A 25,394-nucleotide genomic window follows, 5' to 3' on the forward strand; every position below is an offset into this window, starting at 1 on the left:
GTCCTGTATAAGTTTTTGAGAGGTAGGAATATGATGGATACGGAATTACAAAAAAAGATTACGACATTGGTAGCTGACCGGAAACTGGAGACAGCTGAACGGTTATTAATTGATTACGTCGAGCAGAATCCCTATGACATCGAGGGATGGAATCGATTAATTGTACTGGAAACGCTCACGCCATTTGAAGATTACGAACAAGCCGCTAACTTTGCTCGGAACGCCTTGCAGTACCACCCAACCAATCTGCTTTACTTTATTCTGATTCTTTCTTTTACTCCCTGGTACCAAGGAGAACTGGATGACGAACTGGTAGAGCAAGCCGAAGAAGTACAACACAAAGAAAATCCGGAAATAGCAGCCATTATTTCACTGCTGCTTGCCGACCACTATCAGAGTAAAGATAAGGCTCATTACGAATTCTTATTAAAACGGTCAATCCAGGACTACCCATATATTGTTAGAAACTATACCGATTTAGGGCAGCATTATTTGCGATATGGAAAAAAGGAATCAGGGAAGGCATTGATAAAAAAAGGATTAGCCAATGTAAAATTCGTCTACATAGAGGGTGTATTCGACAACCATGACGATCTGGATGTTATCCGGTACATCAATGAAATGATAACGGGAGTCTTTACTACAGAATACAGTTATCGTGACTTGGAGAATTTGTTGCAGAAGTAAGCAGACCATGTTTGAATGACTTTTACTGATTCTGAATGTAATTTAATAGCAAGAAAGTTACTTCGGAATCCTAGTTTAAAGCTGCAGGAAAAGACAGAGAATAAGGGGCAGTGTAGGTGGCGACGATAGGCTAGACACCAAATGTATGGATATGGGGTGAGAACATGAAGGGTGAAGAATTAAAGCGAAAAATAACAGCGTTAGTTAACGATGAAAAATTAGAGAATGCTGAAGCTTTATTGATCGATTATGTACAGATGAACCCCGACGATCTAGAAGGGTGGAATCGATTGATTCTGCTCGAAACACTGGATCCCCTTGAGGATTATGAACAGGCATCTGAGTACACCAGAGAGGCGCTGACATATCACAACGACCAGCCGATTTATTTCGTTTTGATTTTGCTTTTTGCTCGCTTGCATAAGGGAGAGTTGGATTATGTGTTAGTTGAACAAGCAAGGAGTGCATTAAACAAAGCAAATCCGAAAATTGCTTCCATGATTTCACTTCTACTTGCTAAATACTATGAAAGTAGAGATAGCATCCAATATGAAGCCGGTCCTTATTTTGTTGGAAACTACCTGGAATTGGGACAATATGTATCTGGATAAAAATCATGATGGGCGCACTTGTTGTATTTTCTGCAGTAATGCTCTATGTCATCCTTATTGTTCAAAGCTTGATGCATTTCGTGAAAACAAAAGGAGAAAGAGATTAATAAGAAAAAGAGTCCTTTTGGGCTCTTTTTTGTTGAATATCGTTTGAGATTATTTGTACTTTTTTAACTTACTATGGGCTTTATGAAAGAATTCAAATGAAACCTATTGAAGAACTAGAAGCAGATAATCTCAAAGAGGAGTTAAGCTATTGAGAGTCACTTACAATCGCCTCTTCTTGCCAACTTTATTGCCTACGAATGCGAATATTGAAATTCCGATCATTACTGCTGTGGTTTCTTTTAAGTCGAAATACAGAAAAGATGTCAGGGTATTATCCATCCAGCGATAAACAATTACTGCCCCGTATGAAATCAGAATTCCGAATGCTGCCCCAGCAACAGTTCCTGCTAAACTAAATCGTTTTGTATCGTGTTTGATGAAAAAGAAACCAGTTAGCATACAGAAAAAAGCTATTATATTAGGATATACATATAGCAATTCACTGTAACTAGGATTAGTCCCAGTCCATTGGACAAAGAGTTTCAGTAAGTGAACGAGCCAAAATCCAAATCCTGCCCCAAGTAACAGACCAAACATATTTAGCCGCTCGTAAAAAACTATGAAAATGATAAATAGTAGCAGCATCAGTAGCAATTCACTATAAATTAGAAACACCAAAAGCCCGAAATCGGGTACAGACGATGCAGCTTCCGTAGAAGGTACCTGTACAATTTCTTTTAAATAAAAAGTATAGATTCCTTGTATTCCTCTACCTATACTAATTGTTGCCATTATAGCCGCTACTAATGAAATTAAAATACGCTTAAACCAAATCATAATCAAGCTCCTTTTTTCTATGATTGTAACAAATACTCATTAGCTTTGTGAGCGGATAAGAAAGAAAGCTCAGGAAAGGATGAATTAATCCCCAAAAATAGAGATGGAATGTAGTGTTATTAGTACTATGGGAGAAAGTTATTTCGACAACAAATTTAGTAAATTAAAATTGCGTAGGAAAACTGATAGTTTACTGATCTTAAAACAGTTGGAAAGTGGAGGCCGAGTGACTATCAACTTGAAGAACGAGAAAGTATTTTCGGATTTCGTTTTTTCTTTTTTACTGAATCCGATATTATCGTTTCACGAAAAATGACGTTAGAACAAGTACTCGAAGGTAAAGATTATACAAAATGGATATAGTTCAATAAAATTAGAGAGATAGAAAAGGTGATAGTAGAAAACATGATTGATTTAAACAGGGGTTAGCAATAAAAGAAATAGAATGGGATAGGGGAAAATTATGTTGAGTGTGTTAGTTGAATTAATTGGAGGACTATTTGGCGGTGTTGGCTATAGTGATACTTTAAACACGAGAAAAATTGATCGAAATATTGAACGATTAAATGAATGCGATTGGTTTAAAAAGGTGTACGAGGATAAAAAGTATCATCGTTTATTTTTTGTAAATAAACGCGTCAGGCATTATTTACAAAGTACAGTTCGTATTAGGAGGATTATTCGAAGCGATAAAGCACAAAAAAAGCTATTGCTTCTTCTTGATAAAGAAATAAAATCAGTACTTCCTTCTACAAAAAACAAAGACGCTAATTGAGTAAGTAGCAAAACAGAAGGAGCGATAAAAATGTTTTTTTGTAAAAAAACATTTGTCTGTTTGGTATGTGGATACGATCGATTACCAGGACCATTATATAACGATGAGGGCATACCAAACGTTAGCTTGATTTGTTATTGTTGCGGTTTTCAACCAGGGTACGACGATGACGAACTAAGATATACCTTAGAAAGTTATCGGACGGAGTGGGTCGAAAGCGGCGCAAACTGGTTTACTGAAAAAGAGAAGCCTGAGAAATGGGATTTGCAAGAACAGATAAAGAACATTAGGGTTTAATTCTAGTTCAGTTTATATATTATAGGTTTTCGGCAGAGAAGAAACTCAAGCATCAGTTTCTTCTCTGTTTTTGTAGCTGAAAAAGTGCAGTTTTACGAAGAATTTTATTTCCAAAATTATCTAGCTATTATTTAAAGTTCTAAGTATATTTAATGAGTAGGTTTTAATTTTATAGATAAGATAAAACATGAAAACAGCTTCAGTAATACCTAAAAAAAGTGAGTAAAGACTAGGGTTTTAATGTGCCCTATGTGCAGTTAAGTTGCATTCAAAAATAATGACGATAACTAAGAAATAGATAGATTTTTTTAAGCGGCGCTGCCTAATTCCTGAATGGAAGGGAAATGATCGTGATGCATTTGAAGGAAGAAACGCTTTTCAGAAGTGACCAGTGGCCCATTATTGATGCGGATTGCAAAAAAGACCAGGTGATTGTTCTTTTGAAAGGTAAGGGTGAAAACATAGTCCAGTTAAACGGCCAGAAAATTTTCACTGGTCCAACTGGACATTGGAAGATTCGGTTTACTCAAGAGCATTTTTGTCTCTTAAATCATACGACCTTATCTTTTTATACCCTGACAGGGGAATTGATTTTTGAATGTGAGGTCGGAAACGATATTTTTGAATTATTCCCCTATCGACAAGGCGTACTGTGTATTTATGGTGATGAAGGCGTGTTCGGAAAGAAACTCGGCAAAAACAGATTAAATTACGCTGCACCCTTTCAGCATACAGAATCCTATTATGATATCGCTGTCCAGAATCAGCTAGTATACGACGCTCTTTTTGCCCGGTACAAACCTTATACCTGCCTTAGTTTTGGTATGGATTCCAATCAGCTGTTCTTCTTAGATGCGCAGTTAAAGAGAGAAAGAACAATAGAGTTGCCTTTTTATACGGGCAATATCATCGCGTATGCACTTACCTATGAATTCGGAGTGTTTCTTGAAGAAAACCGGCTGTTGTTATGGCAATTTGAAACAACGGGGCAGGTTTCGGAATACCCTGGAGAGTTCACTTACAATACCAGAGCGATTTTTTCTCGCCACGAGTATTTGTTTATGACTGTTTCGGAAGAGAAAGTACAGGTTTTCAAACCAATCCTGAACAGTTGGTTAGCAACCAGCCGTGATCATGATGATTATTAAAGTTGACGGTTACTTCAACCAAGCCTTATTGACCGGTAAAAAATGTTCCAAGCAGCAATTGAGGCAAATGTACCGACAAGCAGACCAATTAACTTTTGAGACTCGTGACTTTGCCAATGTGTTTTGCCAGCTTCATAACTTTGATCAACTTCCGTATTCAGAGGATATAGAAGTTGATTTTGTCTTGGGTACGGATACCGGCAGAATATACTCTCCGAATTATTAAGTTTTAGGAACCATTTTTAAAGACTTTAAAGCCGGAATTCGAAAAAGATTGTAGGTTACATACCTCGAAATATCAGCAGTCAAAAAAGAAGGTGCTACTGTTAATTGTTTACTGTTGCTGCTTCAGGACAATGAAAAGATAGTTAATTGAATACCATATCGGTAGAGGAGTTAGGAGAATGTTAAAACGATTTTTGGCAGTTATTATCAGCACAATTATAGTATCATTGGGAATTTCTCTCCTCAATTATGTACCCCTAGGACAAAGAGAATCCGATGTATATTATTTTGGCATAGGGGAATATTTTCTTTTTGCTTCCTACATTTTCTTTATCTTTTATGTTGTGATTGGCTTACCTATTTCATGGCTCTTGGATAAGTATCGAAAACGTTTACGAACAAAACCTGTCGTTATTCAATATTGTATTGGAGTATTGGTTTATTCACTAATGGGGTTGCTTTTAGGAACTGTGTACCATTTTGCGTTGGGAAGTATTCAATTTAACTTAAATATTTTTATCGAGACATTAGGATATTGGTTTACTGCGGCTTTTTGTTATTTCCACGTTTTATGGATTTTCGAGAGAAGAACCATAAAAAAATCTCAAACATCGTCTTTAGGGTAGAGTTGGACCAAGAGTCAAACAGTTAAATTTTCTGCAAATCAATCGCAATAGTCAGAAGTTGAATAAGATGAGAAGAGGCGATATACAGCTGCATTTCTTTTTTATAACTTAGAAAACGTCTGTTCCAAACATATACTTTAAGTGACCGCTAGTATAAATTTTTTTGTCATTTTGAAGGGTTTTTTCAAAACTAATCGAATAGAATAAGGGTTCCTATCCTACTTTAGAATGGAGGATTACCAGTGAGCTTAAAAGCTAAAGAGATTTATGTCAATTTACCTGTAAAAGATTTAGACAAGTCCGTGGAATTTTTCCAGCAGATAGGATTTGATTTTCACCCTGAAATGACAGATGAAAATGCGACCTGCATGATTGTTGGCGAAAATATTTTTGTTATGTTATTAACAGAACCATTCTTTGAAACCTTTACCAATAAAGCTTTAGGAGATTCTACGAAAACTACAGAAGTAATTGTGGCTCTTTCCGTTGACAGCCGCAAAGATGTTAACGACATGGTAAACAAAGCATTAGAAGCAGGCGGGTCAACATCGAATGACCCTATGGATAACGAGTATATGTATGCCTGGAGTTTTCAAGATATTGATGGCCATTTGTGGGAAGTCATGGCAATGCCCGAAAAAAAGGATGAAAATACAAATTAAACGTAAACACCAAAAGCATTCAGGATCATCTTGAGTGCTTTTGGTGTTTATAAACTTATGGTCAACTTAAAAGTGGAATCCATAAGTCATTCAAATGAATATCACAAACAATTAAGACGAGTAGTTGACACCCAAGTTGAAGGTGATTAGTCTTTGGGAAATAAAAGCTAAGCAGAACGATAAAGCTCAGATAAAGAAGGAGTGTAATACTATCTGGCAGTATGGTTTATAACTTTTGAAGTATTTTTATGGTCTATCTAAAATTGCTGAGGTGAAGTTCGTTCATATTTAACTACCCACTCAGTGATAGGATTACTTGTCAAAAAAATGTCATTTACTAGATTTGTTAAGTTGTGGTAATGTTACGGAAATTAAAAAAATAAAAGCGTTGAAGAGAACAGTAGATAACCAAACACTTTTTCTAGAGAGCTCCGGTTGGTGGAAAGGAGTAGGAGTATGTTATCGAAACAAGCCTCTGAGCATCACAACGGAACCTGATCTTGGGGGTGTTGGGACGGGAGCTCCCGTTACAGAGCTAAGGTATTCGTCTTTTTTGCGGCTGTACCAAATAAGGTTCGTACGGTGACGTAAGAACAAACAGGGGTGGCACCACGATTTTAGTAATCTCGTCCCCAAGACAATTGTCTTGGGGGTGGGATTTTTTATTTAGCTAAAATGCAGTGGGGGGAGGTTACCATGAAAAGCTGGAGATATTCTTTATTATTGTTAGGCGGTATCGGTATTTCGAATATAGGCAGCTGGGTTTATCTGATTGCCTTGAATTTAATTATCCTGAATGAAACAGGTTCTCCTTTGGCAATCTCTTTGCTATACATTTTAGGACCGATCGCGACTATTTGTTCTAACTCATGGGTAGGGAGCCTGATCGATCGCATTAATATAAAGAAATTTATGATTGGGTTAGATATTACACGCGCATTTTGTATTGCATTAATCCCTGTGCTTCCTTCACTGTTCTATGTGTATATCATCGTATTTTTCATTAATATCGGAAGTGCCATGTTTGAACCCACGTCAATGGTGTACATGACAAAACTCATACCAGAGAAGGATCGTCAACGATTCAATGCGTTAAGAAGCTTTATCAATTCTTGCGGAACATTGATTGGCCCTGCCATAGCGGGTCTGTTGTTTTGGATGGGCACACCTTATACGGCCATCTATATAAACTCAGTAGCTTTGATGTTGTCAGCTTTTATCATTCTGTTGTTGCCTAATTTGGATTCTCAAACAGTTTCATCCGAAACGGAAAAGCTTTCTTGGAAACTGATAAAAAATGACTTTAAAATGGTTTACAAGTTTAGTCAAACCCATACGTTTATGTTAAAAGTCTATTTATTGTTTGTTGGAATGACGGTATTTATGACGGCCTTGGATTCATTAGAAGCTGCTTTTGTGAAAGAAGTTATTGAGATATCCGACACCAATTATGGGTTCTTGCTAAGTGTATTTGGAACAGGAATTATTTTGGGTTCAGTCATCAATACCATTTTTTCCAAGCAATTAGCAGTCAACTTCCTAATAGGAAGCGGTTCTGTATTTACCGCAATCGGTTATATCGCTCTTTACAGTTCGCAAGGTTTTACGAGTGCTGCCATTGGAACTTTTATGATTGGATTTGCCATTACGTTTGCCAATACTGGTTATTTGACGTTCTATCAGAACAACGTGCCGGTAAACATGATGGGAAGGTTTAGCAGTTTATTCAGTATGGTAGAAGCAATATTTATCATCATTCTAACTGTAATAATTGGTTTGGCAGCAGAATTGACTTCAATACGACCTATAGGCTTAATAGGTTCGTTTACTTTCTTATTGCTGGGGATTATGGCATTTCAGACAGTTATGCCCCAAAAAAGAAAAGTATATTTTGAGGATAGATTGACCTCAAATAATTAGTGCTTAAGGAAAAGATTAGGAAGTGAATGTAACTTAAGTGTGCCTAAGAAACAAGGCGTTATTAGAAAATTAAAGTACAAATTAGGGGGGAACGACTCGAAACAACCATTTTTTATTCCGAGTCTTTCACGTATTCAATATTAGGTTTATATATCGTCAGTCATTAAAAGTAACTTAAAAAGAGGGTGATGTATTGGAAAAAATAAAAAGACCTATTGTCATCGCAATTGCTAGTATTTCAGGTGGCGGAAAAACAACTATTGTTGAAAAATTGAATGAAGAACTACCAAATTCTGAAGCGCTTTACTTTGATGAGTATGATTTGGAAGGGCCAGAAAATGTAATTGATTGGATGAATCGAGGAGCTAATTATAATGAATGGAATCTCACTCCTATTGTAAAAGACCTAGAGAAATTAATGACTAAACCTATCGATTACATTCTATTGGATTTTCCATTTTCCTACCAACATGCACAAACGCATTCTTTCATCAATGTTTCTTTCTTTATCGATACGCCTTTGGATATTGCATTAGCGCGTCAAACAATCCGAGATTTTCAAGAGGGCTCTAAAGAAGATATTATTGAGGCTATGGCACATTATAACTCGCAAGGCAGACAGGCATATCTAGAGATGTTATCTACAATCAAGCCAGATGCTGACTTCATTATAGACGGATCTCAATCAGTAGCTAGCATTGTAAGGTTAATATTAGAAAAAGTATGAAAACCTCTAGATTAAGATAGGAACTATTATCGGAAGAGAAAAAGCGAAAAACAGCTTTTTCTCTTTTTGTGTCTGTGAAAGTTTGCTTTTACACATGGTTTTTTTACCAAAATTAGCTAGCTATCTAATTGTGGTATATGTATATTTGAAGAAACAACTGGGTTCCCAGTTTTTCAAATGGATAGTTTATAAACGACTTGAATAGAGAGGTTAAGGAGAATTAGAATGATTGAAAAAAATCAGACAGTCTATTTATTCAGGTAAATTTAAAACAGATACCAATTTGCAATTCACAAAGTTTTGTTAACATGAGGATCGTTTGCCTTAACATGTTCTAGTTATATGAATTTTCGACTTCTCAAGTGTTGCTAAAAGAGTCTCCAACTAATAAGAGTTACCACTTCCTACGTTTAGGACCAAGCTTTGTTATTGCGAAAGAGTTTCAGGTCGTCCAAGTTGATGTTGAACATCGTCTTTAGTAAAAAAGGGAAGTCATCAATTTTCTAGCTGCGACTTCTGATTGGAGAACTTAGAATAGCGCAGTGAATGTAATGCAAGTGCAGTTAAGATACTTTCATTTGTAAAGATAAATAGGAACGATTGAGGAGTGAAAGATGTTGTATAAAATAAAATTACTTTAGAAGCTTTGAAGAAACGCCTAGATTCAAAAGGTCTTCTGGAAATTCAACAGGAAGATGGATATTTGGAGAAAGCGAAAGTGTTCTTTAATCCTCCCACAACAGAAAAGGATCTTAAGAAATTGCCATTTAATGTACCAAAAGATTACGAAGAGTTTCTTCTACTGCACAATGGGGGACTTATTTTCAACCATCCCGAATATGGAGGGGGCTTTGAACTTTTTACCATAGACGAGATATTGGAACATAGAGCCATCCCTGGTTTTGACTATCCGGATAACTGGTTTCCCATTGCCTATGGATACGATGGTTGCTATTTGATCGTGACAGACAAAATGGTAGGCAATGGCTATCTTTATGTCATGGATACTGGCTATAACTTCGAAGATAATATGTTCATCGGCATGACCTTTGAAGACTGGCTTGAAAAAATCATCATCGCGCAAGGGTCGAAATTTTGGGAATGGGGATTCATTATTCCATAAATAATAGATTGCTCCTATTGAACAATTTGAATGTCCCTGATTTTTGAATAAAATTACATACAGTTTTAAACAAATAAAAGAGGAGTTATTAAGGAGGTAGCAAAGTGGAATTGATTTTTATTCGCCATGGACAAGGTGAACATACATTGAATTTACCTGAAAGTCTACATATGGATAATCCCTCCTTAACCATTCAAGGAAGGGGACAGGCGAAAAATTTAAGATCTTCCCTTCCATTAGCTGCTGGGGACGTTTTAATTGTCAGTCCGACTTTCAGAACACTCCAAACGGCTTTGATTTGGAGTGAGAACATTGAGTGCAATCGATGGGTACATCCAATGGTTGCTCCCCGTATATTTCCAACACGACTGGCTGCTACGACATTGCCATGTGATGAATTGCTTGATTTCGAAAGACTTCAAGATGAGTTCCCAACTTTTGCTCCTGCACCAAATCTTACTTCTTCTTTGTGGGTAACAGGCATTAATGTCCTATGTGAAGATGAATTTACCCTTTTGGCTGAAGAGTTCATTGATTTTTGTCGGAGTTTTCAACGCGAGAGAATCTATATTGTCACGCATGACGGGACTATCACTTCTTATCGGCAACAGATTTCAGGCCAACAGCTTACCAGAGAAGATTTCCTGCTAGAGACAGAGTATTTTCATCTTGTTGTGGAGTGATTCACACCCGTTATTCTAACGAAGTTATAAACATAAACAGAAAAAGTGGATTTACAGAAAATGATATTCAGCACGATTTTAAATTGTAAATTAACGAAGTGATTGAGTTTAAGGAAGCATATGGATTCCGATAGAAGTGTACGTCAAATAGTGAAAATCTAAATGCATGATCAGTTTGAATGAGATAGGACGCAAACCAATCTCTCTTTTTCATTTCAAAAGAAAGGAAATGGGAAGATGAAATATAAATTACATTTTACTATACCTACATTTACTGAGGATTTGGATACCTTTCCAACCCCTGAAAGTGAAAATTATGATTGCTGGGTTCCTTTAATAAATTATTTTATTGAGCAATCAAATATAATCGAAATCCATTGCTGGAATGAAGAGAAAGATGTTATTGAGGAGACGACATTGTTGTTCGAAGACTCTTTTAAAATAGTAAATGGAAGAGATATTACTGTTATTAAAGGAAGAAAAATAGACTATATGTCAAACTACTTGATGTACGAGAATCTTAAAAAAAATGGCAGATTGAAATGGTTTTCGATTTTTTTGAGTAATAACAACACTCCTATTTTTCACTCTGAGCATTGGGGGACCGAGTTCTTTGCTCCGAAACTCAGAGAGGAAAACATAGTATACATCAAATCAATTATGCCCACAGGTACTGATTTTCATCAATACAACTAAAATAATTGCACTAAGCGGTTTCGTTCAATGAGTTGGATAGTAGTTACCTACGAAAAGACTAAATTTCTTAAAAGATTTCCATGCAATAGAATGCAAACAAAGTTAAGCTCGGTTTATTAATTTTATTACATTTGAAAGATGGAACAATTAATGAATGAAACTGAATACAGAAATTTTATGAGAAAGTTGGAAATTTAAATGGATGGGACTTCAGTCAATTACAAATTATAGTGGATGAACCAAAATGGGACTTTTATTATGAAGTGAAAAAGAGATTTAAACAATTCTATTGCACGCAAATAGTTCAAAGAGATAATCAGTCAAAAGTTATAAAAAGAAAGAGGTGTACTGATGAGGAAATTTTATGTGGTTCTGTTGGGTACTTTCCTACTTGCTACTGTTTTTTGTGTATTTGGACAAGGACTGGCTTACTTTTTGAGTGAACACTTCGTGCAGATCTCCCCAGTCTATTACTTGACGGGCCTGACCATACTTGGCATTTTTTTATATGTGGTTACAGGTTTTTTGGTATTTCGCCTATTTAAAAAAGAAGAATTCGTTTCAAAAAATAGAGAATTCTATTTGTTGACTTTATTTACGGTCGCACCTAGCGTTTCTATCTGGGCATTTTTTGTAACGGTTATGTGGTGGGGCTAACAGTATGAGGAGCCTATGCGGTAAATTGAGCGGTAAAATTACAAGGGAAAGTGAATGTAACTTATATGTAATTTAGTTGCATTCACTTTCCGTACACTTTGCTTAAAAATTCCTCTATGGTTTCCTATAATTCCATTTTTATTTCTTTTAGGGAGGCATCCACAAGTTCTCCAATAATTTTACTCCCATGGATGTTTTTCAAAACAGGCAAGCCAAAGATGGTTTGCGCGCATTTCCAAATCGAAATAGCATGTAGATTTATCAGTTCTCTAGCTCAATCGATTTTATCTGTTATCCCGATGTGCCCATGAGGCAAATTCCATCTCTTGAATCTTCGTCTGTAGCTCATAGGTAAAATCTTTTAGCTTATATTTGAATGTAACCTAGTCTAAATTAAGTTGAATTCAAAATCTTTATAAAAAAAGCTAAAACACTATTTAAGAAAGTGAATGTGCTAAAAAAGGGATAGTCAAATAGCTATTCTGTCAATATTTGAGACTAAGTATAGTGCAATGCATAATCTATATATCAGCAGAGAAGAAGCTCATGCAGGAGTTTCTTCTTTTTTTTTGTGTCAGGGAAAGTGCAGTTTTACGAAGAATTTTATTTCCAAAATTATCTAGCTATTGTTTTGAGTTATGAGTATATTTAATATATAAATTTCGAAAACAGTCTCAACAATAACGTAAGTAAGTTAGTGGGCAAAGGTTATGAGCTGAATGTAACTAGAGGGCAGTTAAGTTATATTCAATTTGGAATTTTAGAAGTTTTCATCTGAAGTTTCGAAATGGAGGAGACGTGAGTGAGATTAAGTGGTCAAGATGTTGAAGAGAAACTTATGGCGACAAACTACATCGATGCAGAACTAAAGGGAATCTATTATGATCACGTCAAGCATTTAGTGACAATGAAATATATGGGTAGTAGGGATGAAGAAAAAGAAGATAGCGAGTATACCGTTCTGTTTAAAGAATGTTTTTCCGCCAATTTTAATACTTGGCTGGAAGGGGCAGAAGGAAATATTCCACAATCGCCCAATGAGGTCGCTTTCTATTTTCATAACATTTCGATTAGAGAGATTGTAGTGGAAGGAGTTTCTCTTTATCAAGTTAAAATGGTGATTCCCATGATGGATTGACAGATTACCTGCAAATCAATCGCAATAGTTAGAAGTTGAAAGTAGCTTAATGTGAATTAAGTTATTTTTACTTTCTGAGAAAAAGAAGGCTTTAAATCATATATTTGAATGGACAATCCTATACATATCTTGAATTTACGAAAGAGAGAAAGCGACCAGTAGCTTTTTCTCTTTTTTATGTCTGGGAATGTAAACTTTCACCATTAGGGTTCTCCATAAAATAGGTGTTTATTAGCAGTAACAAGCTCAGCATAAAATTCAAGTTTTCTATGTTCAATTTCAGTAAATTTATTCTTCTTTTCATAAAATGAATCAGGTAATTGATATCTTAGCGAGATAAATTTCATCATAGGCGGTTTGTTGGATCATCAACGCTTTACGGCGAATGCCTTCAGATTCATAGCCATGCTTATGTAAAAAAGTGAGAGCCGTCGAATTTGTTTCTAGTACACTAACTTCAAGGCGATGTATGCCTTTTTCTGCTGACCATGCTTCTGCTTTTTGGAGAAGTAAAGATCCGATTCCGTTTCGCTGTGAATCCTTTTGAATGCCTATTCGCAAGCCAGCACGATGGCTGGCTCGATGAGCTTTATATCCTTCAATCATTAAGTAACCGACGTGCTGTCCATTTAAAATAGCCAAAAGAATGAGCGAATGTCCATTTTGATTCCATTCAATGATTTGTTTTCTTGTTTTTTGTGTAGACAAGAATCGTTCGCCATGTCCGTATAGGAAGAAATCTGATTCGCCTTCAATTTTTTTCTGCAAGTCTGAAAGGGAACTTGCATCACCATGTGCTGCAGGACGAATTAATAAGATGTTTTCATTAGCTTTAACAATGTCTTTATCGTTCGCCGCTTCTATTCGAACGAAAATAACGTAGCGTTTAGGTTCTACATGAGTAACGGCGTATCCTGCAGCTGTCCAAGCTAGGTAATGCTTGGCTGGTGCTTTGGTTTTTTTCCACCAACTGTAACTCAAATAAGCAGCATTCGGAAGGCTTTGACCCATGATTTTTTCGATTTCTGTAAATTGCAAAGTAATGGTTGGATTTTTCGTTGCCGAGAAATAATTTGCTAAAGGGATATATTTCTTTTCAATTTTTATGTTCATGCGGATAGGTCCTCCTTACCGGTACTCCGGAATTCTTAGTAAAAGTGAAACAGCACAAGCAACTTGAAACTTGTGCTCGTGCTGTTTAGATAAAATAGGGAAACGCCCATCTAGATTATTTAAATGCGACATTGTGTTGAACTTGATCTTGGTTCGTCCAAACAATAGTAGTTCCTGGAGAAACGGTAATGGTTTCTTCACCAAATGCATAATCAGCGATATCAATTTCTATTTTATCCATGGCCTCTGTACCTTCTTCTACTAGTACCGTCATTTGCATATCAGGATGTGGCTCACAGAAAATCGAAAACTCACCAGTTTCGTTAAAGACAAAACTTGTTGCTTCTCCTTGGGATAAGAGATTTGATGCAGTTCCACTCATTGCTTCTTGCGTGTTTTCTGCCGCTGGTTCTTCTGCCGTTTCTTCTGCAGGTTCTTCAGTCGTAGCTTCTTCTTCGGTCGTTGTTTCTTCTTCAGTTGTCGTTTCTTCTACAGTGTTTTCTTGTTCTTCAGCCATTGGTTCTGTTGTATCCTCAGCTACGGGTTGTTCTTGTCCACAAGCTGCTAGTGATAAGACACCAGCGGCAAGGATAAAGCTAAATTTTTTATTAATCATCATATTTCCTCCTCGATTTTTATTCTTGCTAACAGAACGCAAGAAGGGGCGGAATAGATTGCTTTTTTAGAAATTAGCAAAAAGTTTCTTGTTTCTTCTATAAGAAGAGCGAATTAATATACCTTTCAATGTTTTGTTTGTTTAATATAAGCTCTTAAAAAAGTAGATATAAAAGAATGAAAATAAAAACAAATAATTTTTTTTGAAAAAGTGATCTAAAAGAAAACCCTTTGCGTTATGCCTGTATAACGAAAAAAAAAAAGAAAAAAAGGGAGCGATTTTAGATGAAATTAAACAAAGTACTTTTAGCCTTACCACTTAGCCTAGCATTACTGGTACCAACGGCGGCACTTGCCGACAGCCACGGAGGCCATTCTACAGCGAGTGAAGCATCTATGGAAATGGCAACCGCAACACCTGCAGGGGAATTGCGCATTGCACTGGATACAACTTTAACGGAGCATGCGTTCCTTGCAATCGAAGCAATGCGTAAAGGCGTCGACGGCGCAGAAGATTTTGACCAAGCAGCGGGCGCGTTACTTGCGAACGCCGATGACTTATCTGCCGCAGTTGGGTCCGTTTACGGCGACGAAGGCGCAGCGCAATTTGACGAAGTATGGAAATCACACATTGGCTATTTCGTCGATTACGTAACAGCTACCGCTGAAGACAACCAAGAAGGCAAAGACCAAGCGTTAGCGGAACTGGAAAAATACAAAGTCGAACAATCGAAATTCTTTGATTCGGCAACAGGCGGCTTACTGCCAGCGGCAGCGGTTCAAGAAGGATTGGACATGCACGTCGATCAGTTGATCAACGCGTTTGACGCATACGTAGCCGGCGATTTTGAAACAGCATACTCATTAGAGCGTGAAGCAATTCACCACATGAGCATGTTCGCAGAAAGCTTGTCCATTGCGATCACAACACAGTTCCCAGACAAGTTCGACAACACAAGTGCCGATACACCAGCGATTGACTTGCGTGCAACGTTAAACCAAACGTTCACTGAACACGCTGGACTTGCCGTGATGGCCATGCAAGACGGTGCCGATGGCGCGGAAAGCTTTGACCAAGCAGCGGGCGCGTTACTAGCGAACGCCGATGACTTGTCAGCGGCAGTTGGATCCGTTTACGGCGAAGAAGCCGGTGCACAGTTTGAAGAAACATGGAAGTCACACATTGGCTACTTTGTGGATTACGTAACAGCAACCGGTGAAGGCAACGAAGAAGGGCAAGAACAAGCCCGTGCCGAGCTGGATCAGTATATCCTAGACCAAGCGGCATTCTTAGACGCAGCAACTGAAGGACGCGTACCAGCGGATGCACTTGAAGAAGGCTTAACTGCCCATGTTGGGCAACTACTAGGCGCATTTGATTCGTACGTAGCCGGCGATTTTGACGCAGCATACAGCTCGATTCGCGAAGCGTATGCACATATGCAAATGCCAGCAGCCGGCTTGTCTGCGGCCATCGTCGATCAATTCCCAGATCAATTTAGCGCAACTGAAATGCCATCTGAAATGCCAAAAACAGGCATGGGCGGCATGGCCGATCAAAACTCATTCCCAATCTTGTGGGTGCTGGTAGGCTTGATGTTAGCTACATTGACAACGGTAGTAGCAGTACGTACACGTAAACAATAATTATCTGTTTAAGATAGAAGCTAGCCTGAGGGCTAGCTTTTTTTATAGAACTATAATTGGCTTCCTAAAAGTCACTTACTACAATACCCATACCCCACTATCTAACTGTCTTACAACGGTCATAAAACGAAAGCACAAAGGAGGGATTCATTTATGGAATGTGAATTTATATTGTCGTACATCAATGGATCTCATCTGATAAAAGAGGAATACGCTGAAATTCTTGAACAACACTTAGTCATATGTTCAACTTGCCAAGAATTATATGAAATAATGGGAGACCTTCCTTCGATAGAGGAAGATTTATTTTCTATTGAAATGAAAGCCAGAATTTTAGCCAAAGTCTTTGAGGAAGATCATCCCACATCGTAAAAAACTCTTACATTTCAATCGTTATTAGAAGGAACGAGGGTTAAAAGTTTAAATCTTTCTTTGTAAAGAGAGATAAATGGATGGGTAACCAGTGACTATTATCAGTAGCAATCTTTAAGGTAGATGAGTATAGTTAAAATAAGGAAGAATGTAAGGGAGTGTGAATGGGCTTTTGAATTAAGAAAAGCGCAGCTCACATTTCGATATAAACACTTTAAGCAAAGCCAAGAGAATGTTAAGTTGCGGATGATTTTAACTTTTGTGTTTAGAAATAATATTTTGGTGTGTAGGGAGTCTAGGCAAAGAAATAGCAGAGATAGAGAGCATAACCAATTTGTCACTTTAGGGAGAAATGTTGAATGATGTTGAAGTACTACACAAAACGCTATGAGGTAATCATGCAGGGGACTTATCCGGCAAGTCGAAAAAAAATAATGTTAACCACCCTTGCGAAGGATATGGAGAAGGCTTACGCAATTCCGATGCAGAGAGATCCGGCGTGGGAACAGAATAATGAAGAGATATTCTCACTTTATACTCGAGTTGCTACTAGGAAAGACATGTAGATTATGTCACAGCTAATAATATTTCAGGTGTAGCAGGAAATATTATTATGAACATAGCAGGAGCTAGTTTCTTTCTATTCATATTTCAAACTTAATAAAAGAAAATAGAAAAAAAACGAAAAGCAGTTTAAAATACTGAAAATTCCTAACCTACTTTGATATCAGCCCTAATTATTCTACTTATCATTGTTATTATTTCGTTCAATTTATCTGACTTAGTATTTAAATTCTAAAGAGAGTCCAAATAAATAAGAATGCTACTTATTATTAAGTAGGTCATATTAATTCGGTGGAATTTAGAAGCGGAGAAATTTATTAGAAAACAGATTCATGAAAATCGGAAATCGTCAAAAAAGAGTGATTCGGCTGTATTCCGAATCACTCTTTTTTATCGTTTAAACTTATACTGTTCGCCATAGTAAGATTCTGCCTTTGTAAGCAATCAAGCTGACGATGCTCAATAAAATTCCAGACAAGATGAATACCTCGCGAATGCCAAATGCGTCTGCTAGAACACCCATCAAAAGGGAAGCAATGCCGAAGGTTCCGGTTCCAATTGCGCCGAGTGTGGTAAATACGGTTGGCAATTGAGCTTTTGGAACACTTGTCTGAATTACCATCTGTTGTGGAATGTTCTTAATTTGGCTAGAAGCCCCAACCAAAAAAGAAAAAAACAGTGCTAGCGTCGGAAGGCTCGTCAATCCAAAGAAGATGGTGACCAAGCTGCTGGAGATTGCACCTAAAAATATAAATTGGCTGAGCTTTTGTTCAATCCAGTTTGAAAACCGTAGACAGAACAAGCTGCCAGCGATTAACCCTAAGAAAAAGGTGCCATTAATGAATCCCCACCATTTTTCATCTGCGAATAAAGCATCACTGACAAAGACATAGAGAATCGCGGCAATCCACACCGTCCCAGCAATTGTCTCCAGGACATCCATCCAGACAATTCGCTTGAGTACAGGCGAAGTAGAGACGGTTTTCCAGCCTTGGCTAATTTGCTTCCACTTTCCGTGGTTACTTGATGGTGTAAAGTCGACCGTATCTAAAAAGCTCAAGAGTAAACTTGAGACCAAAAATAAGGCGGCTGTTAACCAAACCAATTCATTCGCAGCGAGCCAAATCAATAACGAGCTTCCAACAAACCATATGGCGGTCTGAATCAGCTGGGTAACAGTTTCTGTAATGCCATTCGCTTTCAGTAGCCAATCGCTTTTCACATAATTTGGAATGAGCGATTGAGTCACTGGGTTGGCGCAGCCATCCAGTAAGGCGACCAAGCTGATGACCAAAAAAAGTCCGTAAAAATTAGCCATCGAAAGTTGAGGCAGAAAGAAAGCCAGTCCGGTTAGCAAGATTGTTTTACCCATCTGTGACCCTGCAAGCAGCCATTTTAGGTTGAAACGCTGCATCAATAAAGGAGTCAAGGAGTTCGAAATGAACATTGAACTGGTGATGGTAAAAGGCACAAAAGCAGCTGCCGTGGCTGATCCAGTCAATTCAAAGATGATGTAAATAATGCTGACAATATAAAGAACATCACCGATATTGGCAAGCGACTGTCCGGTCAGCAATAAGTTGAAATTCCGATTCATTTTCATTATTCAGTTCCCCCAAGAAGTCAATTCGTAAATGATTTCTACTCAGGGTTAGATCAAATTGGACTAATTGACATACTAGTTGTTCCTTTCCTTTTTATGGATAAATCTTGGGGGCGATTTATCGAAAGTATTCATTATTTACATTATACTTTAAATAAGAGGAGAAATTTTACATTATTTTAAAGAAGAAAAAAACAATGAGTTACAAGTTTCAACATATAACTTAAGGATAAGCGGCTATAGGTTAGAATCATTATTTCTCAACAATCTCATAATCATTCTGATTTGACCACGATGGCTAATTTCCTCTTCCAAAACATGAAACCAAAGGTAGTAATTGTTGTGAGGAATGCCATTTCCCCATTTCTTTTCTTCTGCTAACCAATTGTCTTGCTTTGATTTTAGCAATGTAAGTGTGACTTGTCGGACTTGATGCAATTCGTTTAAATAATAAGCAAGAGTATGTCCTTTGATATCCTCTCTTGCTTTGGCGCCGAGTTCCAATGCTGATTTCCACTTTATATATTCATCTGCTGTTAAATCTCTGTTTTCGCTTGAAACAATTTGATGAACAAACTCAATAGATGCAATATGCAGTAAAAGAGAACCAATAGAATTCGAACTCTCATCATGCCGATAATCCAAATCGCTTTGACTTAAATTGGCTACATCAATCAATGTAACTTCTCTTATATGTTTTAACATAGTAACAAGTTCCCCGATTTTCTCAGAAAAAGAAACCGTTGGTATTATTCGATATTCCACTATCAATCAGCCTCCATTCATCTTCTTATAAGACTACTAGGAATATCGAATATTTAAAGACTTATAATTCTGAAAAGAGAATGATATAATTAAGGTAATAACTTAAAGGCGGCCAATTGGTGGCCTTTTTTCTTTGTCTAAGTTTAAAATTCATATTCATAACCTACTTTTCGTTTTCTAACATTTGGCAGGAGGAAATTAATGAAAGATATTGATTCCAAAATGATTGATCAATCTATACAACATCTCCTTTCTTATGCAATGTCTAGTAATGCTGTTATTCAGGAATATGACAAGTATATTTATTTATCAAACCGAAAATTGTATGCCTTTTTATCGGAAAACATGACTATTGGCTGCATTGGTATCGAAATTTTTGAAACAAGCAACTGCATCATCAAACATCTAGCTGTTTTACCAACTCAAAGAGAGATGAATGTAGCAACTAAAATGATTGATTTTATTACCGAAAAACATTCATTAACTCAAATTTCTGCTGAAACAGATGGAGAGGCAGTAGGATTTTATGAAAAGTATGGATTTGAAATAACGAGTTTAGGTGAAAAATATCCAGGAGTTGAACGATTTCTGTGCATTTACAAAACGATTTCTAATTCATGAATTCCATTAGCGAGAGTTGAAAGTTTCTTAATTAAAGCACTGCTTAATCTAGAAGAAGATATATCTAGAAGCAGTCGTATAATGATTATTGCTAGCATTCGAAGATGTTGGGAGGGGAAGAGTTGGTAATAAAAAATGAAGACGATATTATCGAATTGATACAAAAAGACGAGTGGATGATGAAGCTGCTTAAAACGGTAAAAGTCCTAGATCTTCCCGATGGGTGTATTTGTGCGGGTTTTATTCGATCTAAAATTTGGGACACGTTACATGGATACAGTGAAAGAACGACCCTTGAGGATATTGATGTTATTTATTTTGATGGGACGAATAAGGATAAAAAGATGGAAAAGCAATTAGAAAGTAGTTTAATAAGTTTACTTCCTAATGTGCCATGGTCAGATAAAAATGAAGCAAGAATGCATAGTAGAAACGGGATAGAACCCTACATATCATCAACTGACGCAATAGCAAAGTTTCCAGAAACAGCGACTGCAATAGGTGTTAAACTAGATAAAAAGACAACTTAGTGTTAATAGCTCCTCATGGAATTGAAGACTTAATAAACTTAACAGTTAAACCGACTTCTTTTTTTACTGCAAATATAGAGCGTATGGCAATCTATGAAAAGCGCGTTCAAAAGAAAAACTGGAAACGTCATTGGAATCGAATAATCATTACCTAACTTATAAATGAGTAAAAGCTACCTCGATATACTAAAGTTTACCTCTTAATGAATTAACGTAACGCTTTTCATCTAGTCCACATTTTTGATGATGTTGGAGCGAAACAGATAAATGATGGTAATCACAAAAATCAGTATACCACACACTAACATCACATTTGAAATCGTGAATTGCAACACGAGAGCTAGCGATACAAATGCATAGGACAGAGGAACAAGTCCATTTGAAGATGCATTGACGAGACTCATAACGCGGCCTATTTTCATCGGGTCCGATTGAGCTTGTATTGTTGAAATCAGTGTGACATTGATAAAAGAAGAAAGAATGCCCATTAGTACGAGTAAAAGAATTCCTTGCCATAGGAACCCGATTTGTCCTAAGAAAGTTAAGCAAATACCCAGTACACCGATCATCACCAGCATGGTCAATCCTCGTTTTTTTTGCCAATTCAAAATGCCGACTAAAATGGCTCCAGCTAACATGCCTCCTTGATATGAACTTTGAAGAAAACTTAAATCCAACACCTCACCTTTGAGGACACTATTTACCAGCAACGGAATGCCCATTAACAATGGACCGAAAAAGAAGAAGTTGATTATGATTAAAATCAGCAACATGTTTTTCAGAAAAGGCATGTTCCAGACATACGACAACCCTTCTTTTAGTTCTGATAGCGTTGAAGGTTTGCTAATACTTGTCTCACGCTTCTCCTCCTTAATAAGAGAAGAGAAAAGAAATGTTAATAGCAAAAAGCCAGCAATCACTGCAAACAACAGGATAAAAGAACCGAACGAAAGAATCCAACCGCCTAGCATTGGACCTGAAAAAAGCGCGATTTGATTGGAACTTTGAATAAAAGAATTTGAGCGTGGAAGAACCTCTTTCGCGACGAGTGCAGGCAGAAGAGAAGTATTTGCTGGAGAAAAGAATGCGTCTACGATTCCAAAACTCAAGGCAAAAAGAATAAGTGGCCACAGTTCAAGTAAACTGAGCTGTAGCAATAAAATCATTCCTAGTACAAGAAAGCAGCGTACTAAACTCGATAGTAACATGATGCGTGAGCGGCGGAATCGATCGGCCCAAACACCACCAAGTGTCATAAACAAAATCCGAGGGATCATCGTTACCATCATCACAATACCTAAAGCGCTTTCCTTTTCCAGCACAGTGATGATGTACCATTGTTCAGCAAATAAATATGTTGATAAGGCAAGAAAAGATGCAGTACTAGAAAGCCAGAGAAAAATAAACGATCGGTTGCCAAACAAACTCGAGGTAGCTGCTGTCTGTTCATTTGCGGTAGCTACTTGATCATTTCCCACGTAACCGCTCCTTTCATTACCTAATTTTCTTTTTTAAACAGCAATTCATCAATCTGAAATGCCGTAGTCATCAAGTAGTAATGTTGCTTGTCCGCTTCCTCATCCTCTTCATTTAATGTACTTAAGAGTTCACGGTACTTCCGTGTGAATTCCACAAATTTTTTCTCGCTTACAGTAAATTCAGTTTGAAGTGACAGGTTGTTCCATTCGTCGACATTGGAAGAGTGCAGTTCAAATGATTCTTCTGGCGCTGTGAGCACCCGTGTTTTTGCACGATCAATGACTTCTAAATAGGACTGGCGTGTAGCTTCCTGGGATTCCACATAGGTAAGCAAATGATCTGCCGGAATAAATCCTCGGGCAACGGCCTGGTAGAATTTCAGGATATTTCCTCCACGTTCTTCTTTTCGGACAAGCTGAATAATGCCGTATTTCTCTAATTCTCGAAGGTGGTAGAGAACTTTGGCTCGCGAAAGGTTGAGTTCTTGAGCCAGCATTTGTCCTGTGTGAGGTTGTTCGACTAGATAAATGAGCATTTTGGTGCGTAGTGGATCACTAATAACCTTTAATTGTTCATACGTTTCGAGAATGAAAATAGATTGTTGATTCAATTGTAATACCCCTTTCTTAACCGGTTAACTTTTCTTAACCTGATTATATACATGCTAACTTTTAAAGTTCAAGTATTCTGAATATGATTATCGAATCAATATCATATATAAAGTTCGATAGGAGTCTTTTCTTTACTTTGACTCCTTAAAATCTTAAAGAAAACTGTGAAGCAACGGAAATAGTTTTGCAATGCATATTAAAGACTTCTACTTTTAAAGACATTCAATCGTATAAAAGGGCGATTGAATACCCTCTTATTTAAAGGAAGTGGGAATAGCCATGGTGAATTATATACAGGAGGTTGCTGAAAGGATGATGAAAATGAGCAAAATTGATCAAAGGGGTCGTTTAGAAGAAGAGCCATTTGCGTATTTGCTGACTAAAAACGGCTCAATTCTGATCAACTACCAGGGCAAGCAAGTAGTAATGCTAAAAGGGAAAGATGCCGAACAGCTATCTGCAAAACTTACAGCTGTAAAAGGCGATGCAAAACAACTGCAGATTCTTTTGGCAAAAGCAACAGGAAATTTCAAGCGGGGCAACGAGAAGAATGGAAAAAGAAATAAGAATTGATCAGAAATATGGAAATGACTAATTTCATTAGAATTTAAAATATATATTGTGTAAATCAGAGTCACAAACGAAGACTGGATGCATTTAATCTTGCATCCAGTCTTTCTATAGTTATGGAGAAAATTTTGTTTTGAACAATAACTGTATTTGATAATCTACACAATAAATTTCGTGATCCAAGCTATGTACCTTGCTTCAGACAAAAAGAATAACTGAGCAATTATTGTACTTAGTAAGTGAGAAGCAATCATCATTCGATGAAATCAGATAAGAAGCCATAATCGCAGTACCAATTCTTTCTTATCCTTTAAACGGATGTCATTTAAGTAAAACGTCTTTAGTAGATGGATAGGTTTTATATCTTCTAATATACACAACCTTATTTTTATTAAATTTATGTAATGTTTGTTAAATACCATTGACGATAAAGGATGCATTCGTTAAAGTTTAGTGGAACGAAAGAAAAAACTGTAAATTAAAATAATTAAGTGTTATTAATTTACATTTGTTCTGACAAGACTAGAGGTATTAGTAGGTAAACAGAAACACTTAGAAAAAAGGAGGATGTCATGACGATGGATAAAAGCTTATGGGGAAAATCAACAAAGGCATTATTATCAATAGGGATGGCAGCAATACTGTGGGTACCGAGTTCACAAACTACGGTTCAAGCAGCTGCTCCAGCAAGCGACCTGTTTATTTCGGAATACATAGAAGGTAGCAGCTTGAATAAAGCAATCGAAATTTACAACGGAACAGATGCTTCAATCGACTTGAGTTCTTATTCGGTAGCGTTGTATGCGAACGGCAGTACATCCGCGCAAAGCGAGATGGCACTTTCCGGTACGGTTGCTAGCGGTGATACAGTAGTTCTTTATCATGGCAGTGCAGACGCGCCGATTCAAAGCAAAGGGGATTTACAAAACAACAGCGTAATCAATTTTAACGGTGATGATGTAGTAGTACTAGAAAAAGGCGGATCACCAATTGATTCGATTGGCCAAGTGGGATCAAACGCTGTATTTGCGAAAGATGTCACGCTAGTACGTAATCCAGATATCCAAGCTGGCGACAGCGTCGTAAATGATGCATTCGATCCTTCGACTGAATGGACTGCGTATCCAACGAATACATTTGAGTACTTAGGAAGCCATACGATGAATGGAAATGAGGAAACGCCACCTCCAGCTCCATCTGCTTATTATGAAACTGCAGCTGGTTTGCAAGGAGCAGCGTTGAAATCGGAACTTCATGAAATCATCGATGACCACCAACAACTTAGCTATTCACAAGTGTGGGACGCGTTAAAAATAACGGACGAAGACCCGAATAATTCGAACAATGTCTTGTTATTATATACAGGAGAGTCGCGTTCAAAATCGTTAAGTGGCGGGAATGTTGGTGACTGGAATCGCGAGCACACGTGGGCAAAGTCTCACGGCAGCTTTGGAACAGCGATGGGTGCGGGAACGGATATCCACCATTTGCGCCCAACCGATGTACAAGTCAATGGGCAGCGCGGCAACTTAGACTTTAATTATGGCGGCACTGCAGTGAGCGGTTGCGACGGCTGTTTGCGTACAGCTAATTCATGGGAGCCACCAGATGAAGTGAAAGGCGATGTTGCCCGTATGCTTTTATACATGGCAGTGCGCTATGAGTCAGATGATGCGGTAGACTTGAAACTGAACGACCAGGTGAATAATGGTTCAACGCCTTATCACGGCAAGATTTCTGTTTTGCTGGAGTGGCATGCACAAGATCCTGTCAGCACTTGGGAACAGCAGCGCAACGAAAAGATCGAAGACATTCAAGGTAACCGAAATCCATTTATTGATCATCCAGAATGGGCCGAATCGATTTGGTAATTATTTTTCGTGAGTATTTATGATAGGTGAATAGGTTTTAACCTTATACCTAGTTTATGCAAAATCGATTATGAAGAAAGCAGAAGCTCAAATAGGAGCTTCTGCTTTTTTATTTCCAAAATTATCTAGCTATTAATCTATGTCCTGAGTATATTTAATATATGTTAACTATT

At 37.4% G+C, this 25,394-nt stretch carries 25 protein-coding genes, 1 pseudogene and 1 other annotated feature; of the genes and pseudogenes, 19 read left to right on the forward strand and 7 right to left on the reverse strand.

What is annotated here, in order from left to right; genetic code table 11:
- Nucleotides 1-33 precede the first annotated feature (33 nt).
- The gene (locus tag BCM40_RS07925) at nucleotides 34-687 is read left to right on the forward strand and encodes a hypothetical protein (protein WP_156851275.1); all 654 of its coding nucleotides are present in this window, start codon (nucleotides 34-36) and stop codon (nucleotides 685-687) included.
- Between the two features lie 164 nt (nucleotides 688-851).
- A complete protein-coding gene (locus BCM40_RS07930) occupies nucleotides 852-1,298 on the forward strand; it encodes a hypothetical protein (protein ID WP_065526407.1) in 447 nt (148 codons plus the stop codon).
- Nucleotides 1,299-1,565: 267 nt separating this feature from the next.
- Here BCM40_RS07930 and BCM40_RS07935 read toward each other — a convergent pair whose 3' ends face one another.
- Nucleotides 1,566-2,183, reverse strand: a complete 618-nt coding sequence (locus BCM40_RS07935) for a hypothetical protein (protein WP_065526406.1) — start codon at nucleotides 2,181-2,183, stop codon at nucleotides 1,566-1,568.
- 463 nt (nucleotides 2,184-2,646) lie between these two features.
- Between BCM40_RS07935 and BCM40_RS07940 the strand changes: the two genes are divergently transcribed.
- The 11 genes from BCM40_RS07940 to BCM40_RS07995 all read left to right on the forward strand — a co-directional run bounded on the left by BCM40_RS07940 (nucleotide 2,647) and on the right by BCM40_RS07995 (nucleotide 12,860).
- A complete protein-coding gene (locus BCM40_RS07940) occupies nucleotides 2,647-2,958 on the forward strand; it encodes a hypothetical protein (protein ID WP_065526405.1) in 312 nt (103 codons plus the stop codon).
- A 647-nt stretch (nucleotides 2,959-3,605) separates the two neighbouring features.
- A complete protein-coding gene (locus tag BCM40_RS07950; RefSeq protein ID WP_071450553.1) occupies nucleotides 3,606-4,403 on the forward strand; it encodes a hypothetical protein in 798 nt (265 codons plus the stop codon).
- Between the two features lie 404 nt (nucleotides 4,404-4,807).
- Nucleotides 4,808-5,254 carry a hypothetical protein gene (locus tag BCM40_RS07955; protein ID WP_065526402.1) on the forward strand — a complete coding sequence of 149 codons (447 nt, stop codon included), beginning with the start codon at nucleotides 4,808-4,810 and terminating at the stop codon, nucleotides 5,252-5,254.
- A gap of 242 nt (nucleotides 5,255-5,496) precedes the next feature.
- The gene (locus BCM40_RS07960; RefSeq protein ID WP_065526401.1) at nucleotides 5,497-5,916 is read left to right on the forward strand and encodes a VOC family protein; all 420 of its coding nucleotides are present in this window, start codon (nucleotides 5,497-5,499) and stop codon (nucleotides 5,914-5,916) included.
- A gap of 379 nt (nucleotides 5,917-6,295) precedes the next feature.
- Nucleotides 6,296-6,553 (forward strand) — a binding site (T-box leader).
- 59 nt (nucleotides 6,554-6,612) lie between these two features.
- Nucleotides 6,613-7,836, forward strand: a complete 1,224-nt coding sequence (locus tag BCM40_RS07965) for an MFS transporter (RefSeq protein WP_156851277.1) — start codon at nucleotides 6,613-6,615, stop codon at nucleotides 7,834-7,836.
- A 193-nt stretch (nucleotides 7,837-8,029) separates the two neighbouring features.
- Complete coding sequence (locus tag BCM40_RS07970; protein ID WP_065526399.1) at nucleotides 8,030-8,563, forward strand: nucleoside/nucleotide kinase family protein; 534 nt, start codon at nucleotides 8,030-8,032, stop codon at nucleotides 8,561-8,563.
- Between the two features lie 703 nt (nucleotides 8,564-9,266).
- Nucleotides 9,267-9,686, forward strand: coding sequence for an SMI1/KNR4 family protein (locus BCM40_RS07975; RefSeq protein ID WP_065526398.1), 420 nt, complete (start codon nucleotides 9,267-9,269; stop codon nucleotides 9,684-9,686).
- A gap of 104 nt (nucleotides 9,687-9,790) precedes the next feature.
- Nucleotides 9,791-10,369: a histidine phosphatase family protein gene (locus tag BCM40_RS07980; protein ID WP_065526397.1), complete on the forward strand. Its 579-nt coding sequence runs from the start codon at nucleotides 9,791-9,793 to the stop codon at nucleotides 10,367-10,369.
- Between the two features lie 237 nt (nucleotides 10,370-10,606).
- Complete coding sequence (locus BCM40_RS07985; protein ID WP_065526396.1) at nucleotides 10,607-11,065, forward strand: hypothetical protein; 459 nt, start codon at nucleotides 10,607-10,609, stop codon at nucleotides 11,063-11,065.
- A gap of 351 nt (nucleotides 11,066-11,416) precedes the next feature.
- Complete coding sequence (locus tag BCM40_RS07990) at nucleotides 11,417-11,722, forward strand: hypothetical protein (RefSeq protein ID WP_065526395.1); 306 nt, start codon at nucleotides 11,417-11,419, stop codon at nucleotides 11,720-11,722.
- Nucleotides 11,723-12,524: 802 nt separating this feature from the next.
- Entirely contained in the window at nucleotides 12,525-12,860 is a 336-nt protein-coding gene (locus tag BCM40_RS07995) for a hypothetical protein (protein WP_065526394.1), read from the forward strand.
- A gap of 312 nt (nucleotides 12,861-13,172) precedes the next feature.
- Here BCM40_RS07995 and BCM40_RS08000 read toward each other — a convergent pair whose 3' ends face one another.
- Both BCM40_RS08000 and BCM40_RS08005 read right to left on the reverse strand, forming a co-directional pair.
- A complete protein-coding gene (locus tag BCM40_RS08000; RefSeq protein ID WP_065526393.1) occupies nucleotides 13,173-13,973 on the reverse strand; it encodes a GNAT family N-acetyltransferase in 801 nt (266 codons plus the stop codon).
- Between the two features lie 115 nt (nucleotides 13,974-14,088).
- A complete protein-coding gene (locus BCM40_RS08005; RefSeq protein ID WP_065526392.1) occupies nucleotides 14,089-14,589 on the reverse strand; it encodes a plastocyanin/azurin family copper-binding protein in 501 nt (166 codons plus the stop codon).
- Between the two features lie 284 nt (nucleotides 14,590-14,873).
- Here BCM40_RS08005 and BCM40_RS08010 point away from each other — a divergent pair, with 284 nt between their 5' ends.
- Both BCM40_RS08010 and BCM40_RS08015 read left to right on the forward strand, forming a co-directional pair.
- A complete protein-coding gene (locus tag BCM40_RS08010; protein ID WP_065526391.1) occupies nucleotides 14,874-16,235 on the forward strand; it encodes a copper amine oxidase in 1,362 nt (453 codons plus the stop codon).
- Between the two features lie 153 nt (nucleotides 16,236-16,388).
- On the forward strand, nucleotides 16,389-16,607 hold the full coding sequence (locus BCM40_RS08015; protein ID WP_065526390.1) for a hypothetical protein: 219 nt from the start codon (nucleotides 16,389-16,391) through the stop codon (nucleotides 16,605-16,607).
- 967 nt (nucleotides 16,608-17,574) lie between these two features.
- Here the strand turns inward: BCM40_RS08015 and BCM40_RS08025 are convergent.
- A complete protein-coding gene (locus BCM40_RS08025; RefSeq protein ID WP_065526388.1) occupies nucleotides 17,575-18,774 on the reverse strand; it encodes an MFS transporter in 1,200 nt (399 codons plus the stop codon).
- Between the two features lie 237 nt (nucleotides 18,775-19,011).
- Nucleotides 19,012-19,542, reverse strand: coding sequence for a DinB family protein (locus BCM40_RS08030; protein ID WP_083394563.1), 531 nt, complete (start codon nucleotides 19,540-19,542; stop codon nucleotides 19,012-19,014).
- Between the two features lie 198 nt (nucleotides 19,543-19,740).
- On the opposite strand from BCM40_RS08030, the gene BCM40_RS08035 reads away from it, so the two are divergent.
- Both BCM40_RS08035 and BCM40_RS08040 read left to right on the forward strand, forming a co-directional pair.
- Entirely contained in the window at nucleotides 19,741-20,160 is a 420-nt protein-coding gene (locus tag BCM40_RS08035) for a GNAT family N-acetyltransferase (protein ID WP_065526386.1), read from the forward strand.
- A 179-nt stretch (nucleotides 20,161-20,339) separates the two neighbouring features.
- Nucleotides 20,340-20,845: pseudogene (locus tag BCM40_RS08040) on the forward strand (nucleotidyltransferase family protein).
- A gap of 72 nt (nucleotides 20,846-20,917) precedes the next feature.
- Here BCM40_RS08040 and BCM40_RS08045 read toward each other — a convergent pair.
- Complete coding sequence (locus BCM40_RS08045) at nucleotides 20,918-22,168, reverse strand: MFS transporter (protein WP_065526385.1); 1,251 nt, start codon at nucleotides 22,166-22,168, stop codon at nucleotides 20,918-20,920.
- 20 nt (nucleotides 22,169-22,188) lie between these two features.
- Nucleotides 22,189-22,779: an ArsR/SmtB family transcription factor gene (locus BCM40_RS08050; protein ID WP_065526384.1), complete on the reverse strand. Its 591-nt coding sequence runs from the start codon at nucleotides 22,777-22,779 to the stop codon at nucleotides 22,189-22,191.
- Nucleotides 22,780-23,092: 313 nt separating this feature from the next.
- Here BCM40_RS08050 and BCM40_RS08055 point away from each other — a divergent pair, with 313 nt between their 5' ends.
- Nucleotides 23,093-23,353 carry a hypothetical protein gene (locus tag BCM40_RS08055; RefSeq protein WP_083394492.1) on the forward strand — a complete coding sequence of 87 codons (261 nt, stop codon included), beginning with the start codon at nucleotides 23,093-23,095 and terminating at the stop codon, nucleotides 23,351-23,353.
- Between the two features lie 575 nt (nucleotides 23,354-23,928).
- Complete coding sequence (locus BCM40_RS08060) at nucleotides 23,929-25,221, forward strand: endonuclease (protein ID WP_065527712.1); 1,293 nt, start codon at nucleotides 23,929-23,931, stop codon at nucleotides 25,219-25,221.
- The last annotated feature ends 173 nt before the right edge of the window (nucleotides 25,222-25,394 follow it).

The organism is Planococcus donghaensis (assembly GCF_001687665.2).
GTDB lineage: Bacteria > Bacillota > Bacilli > Bacillales_A > Planococcaceae > Planococcus > Planococcus donghaensis.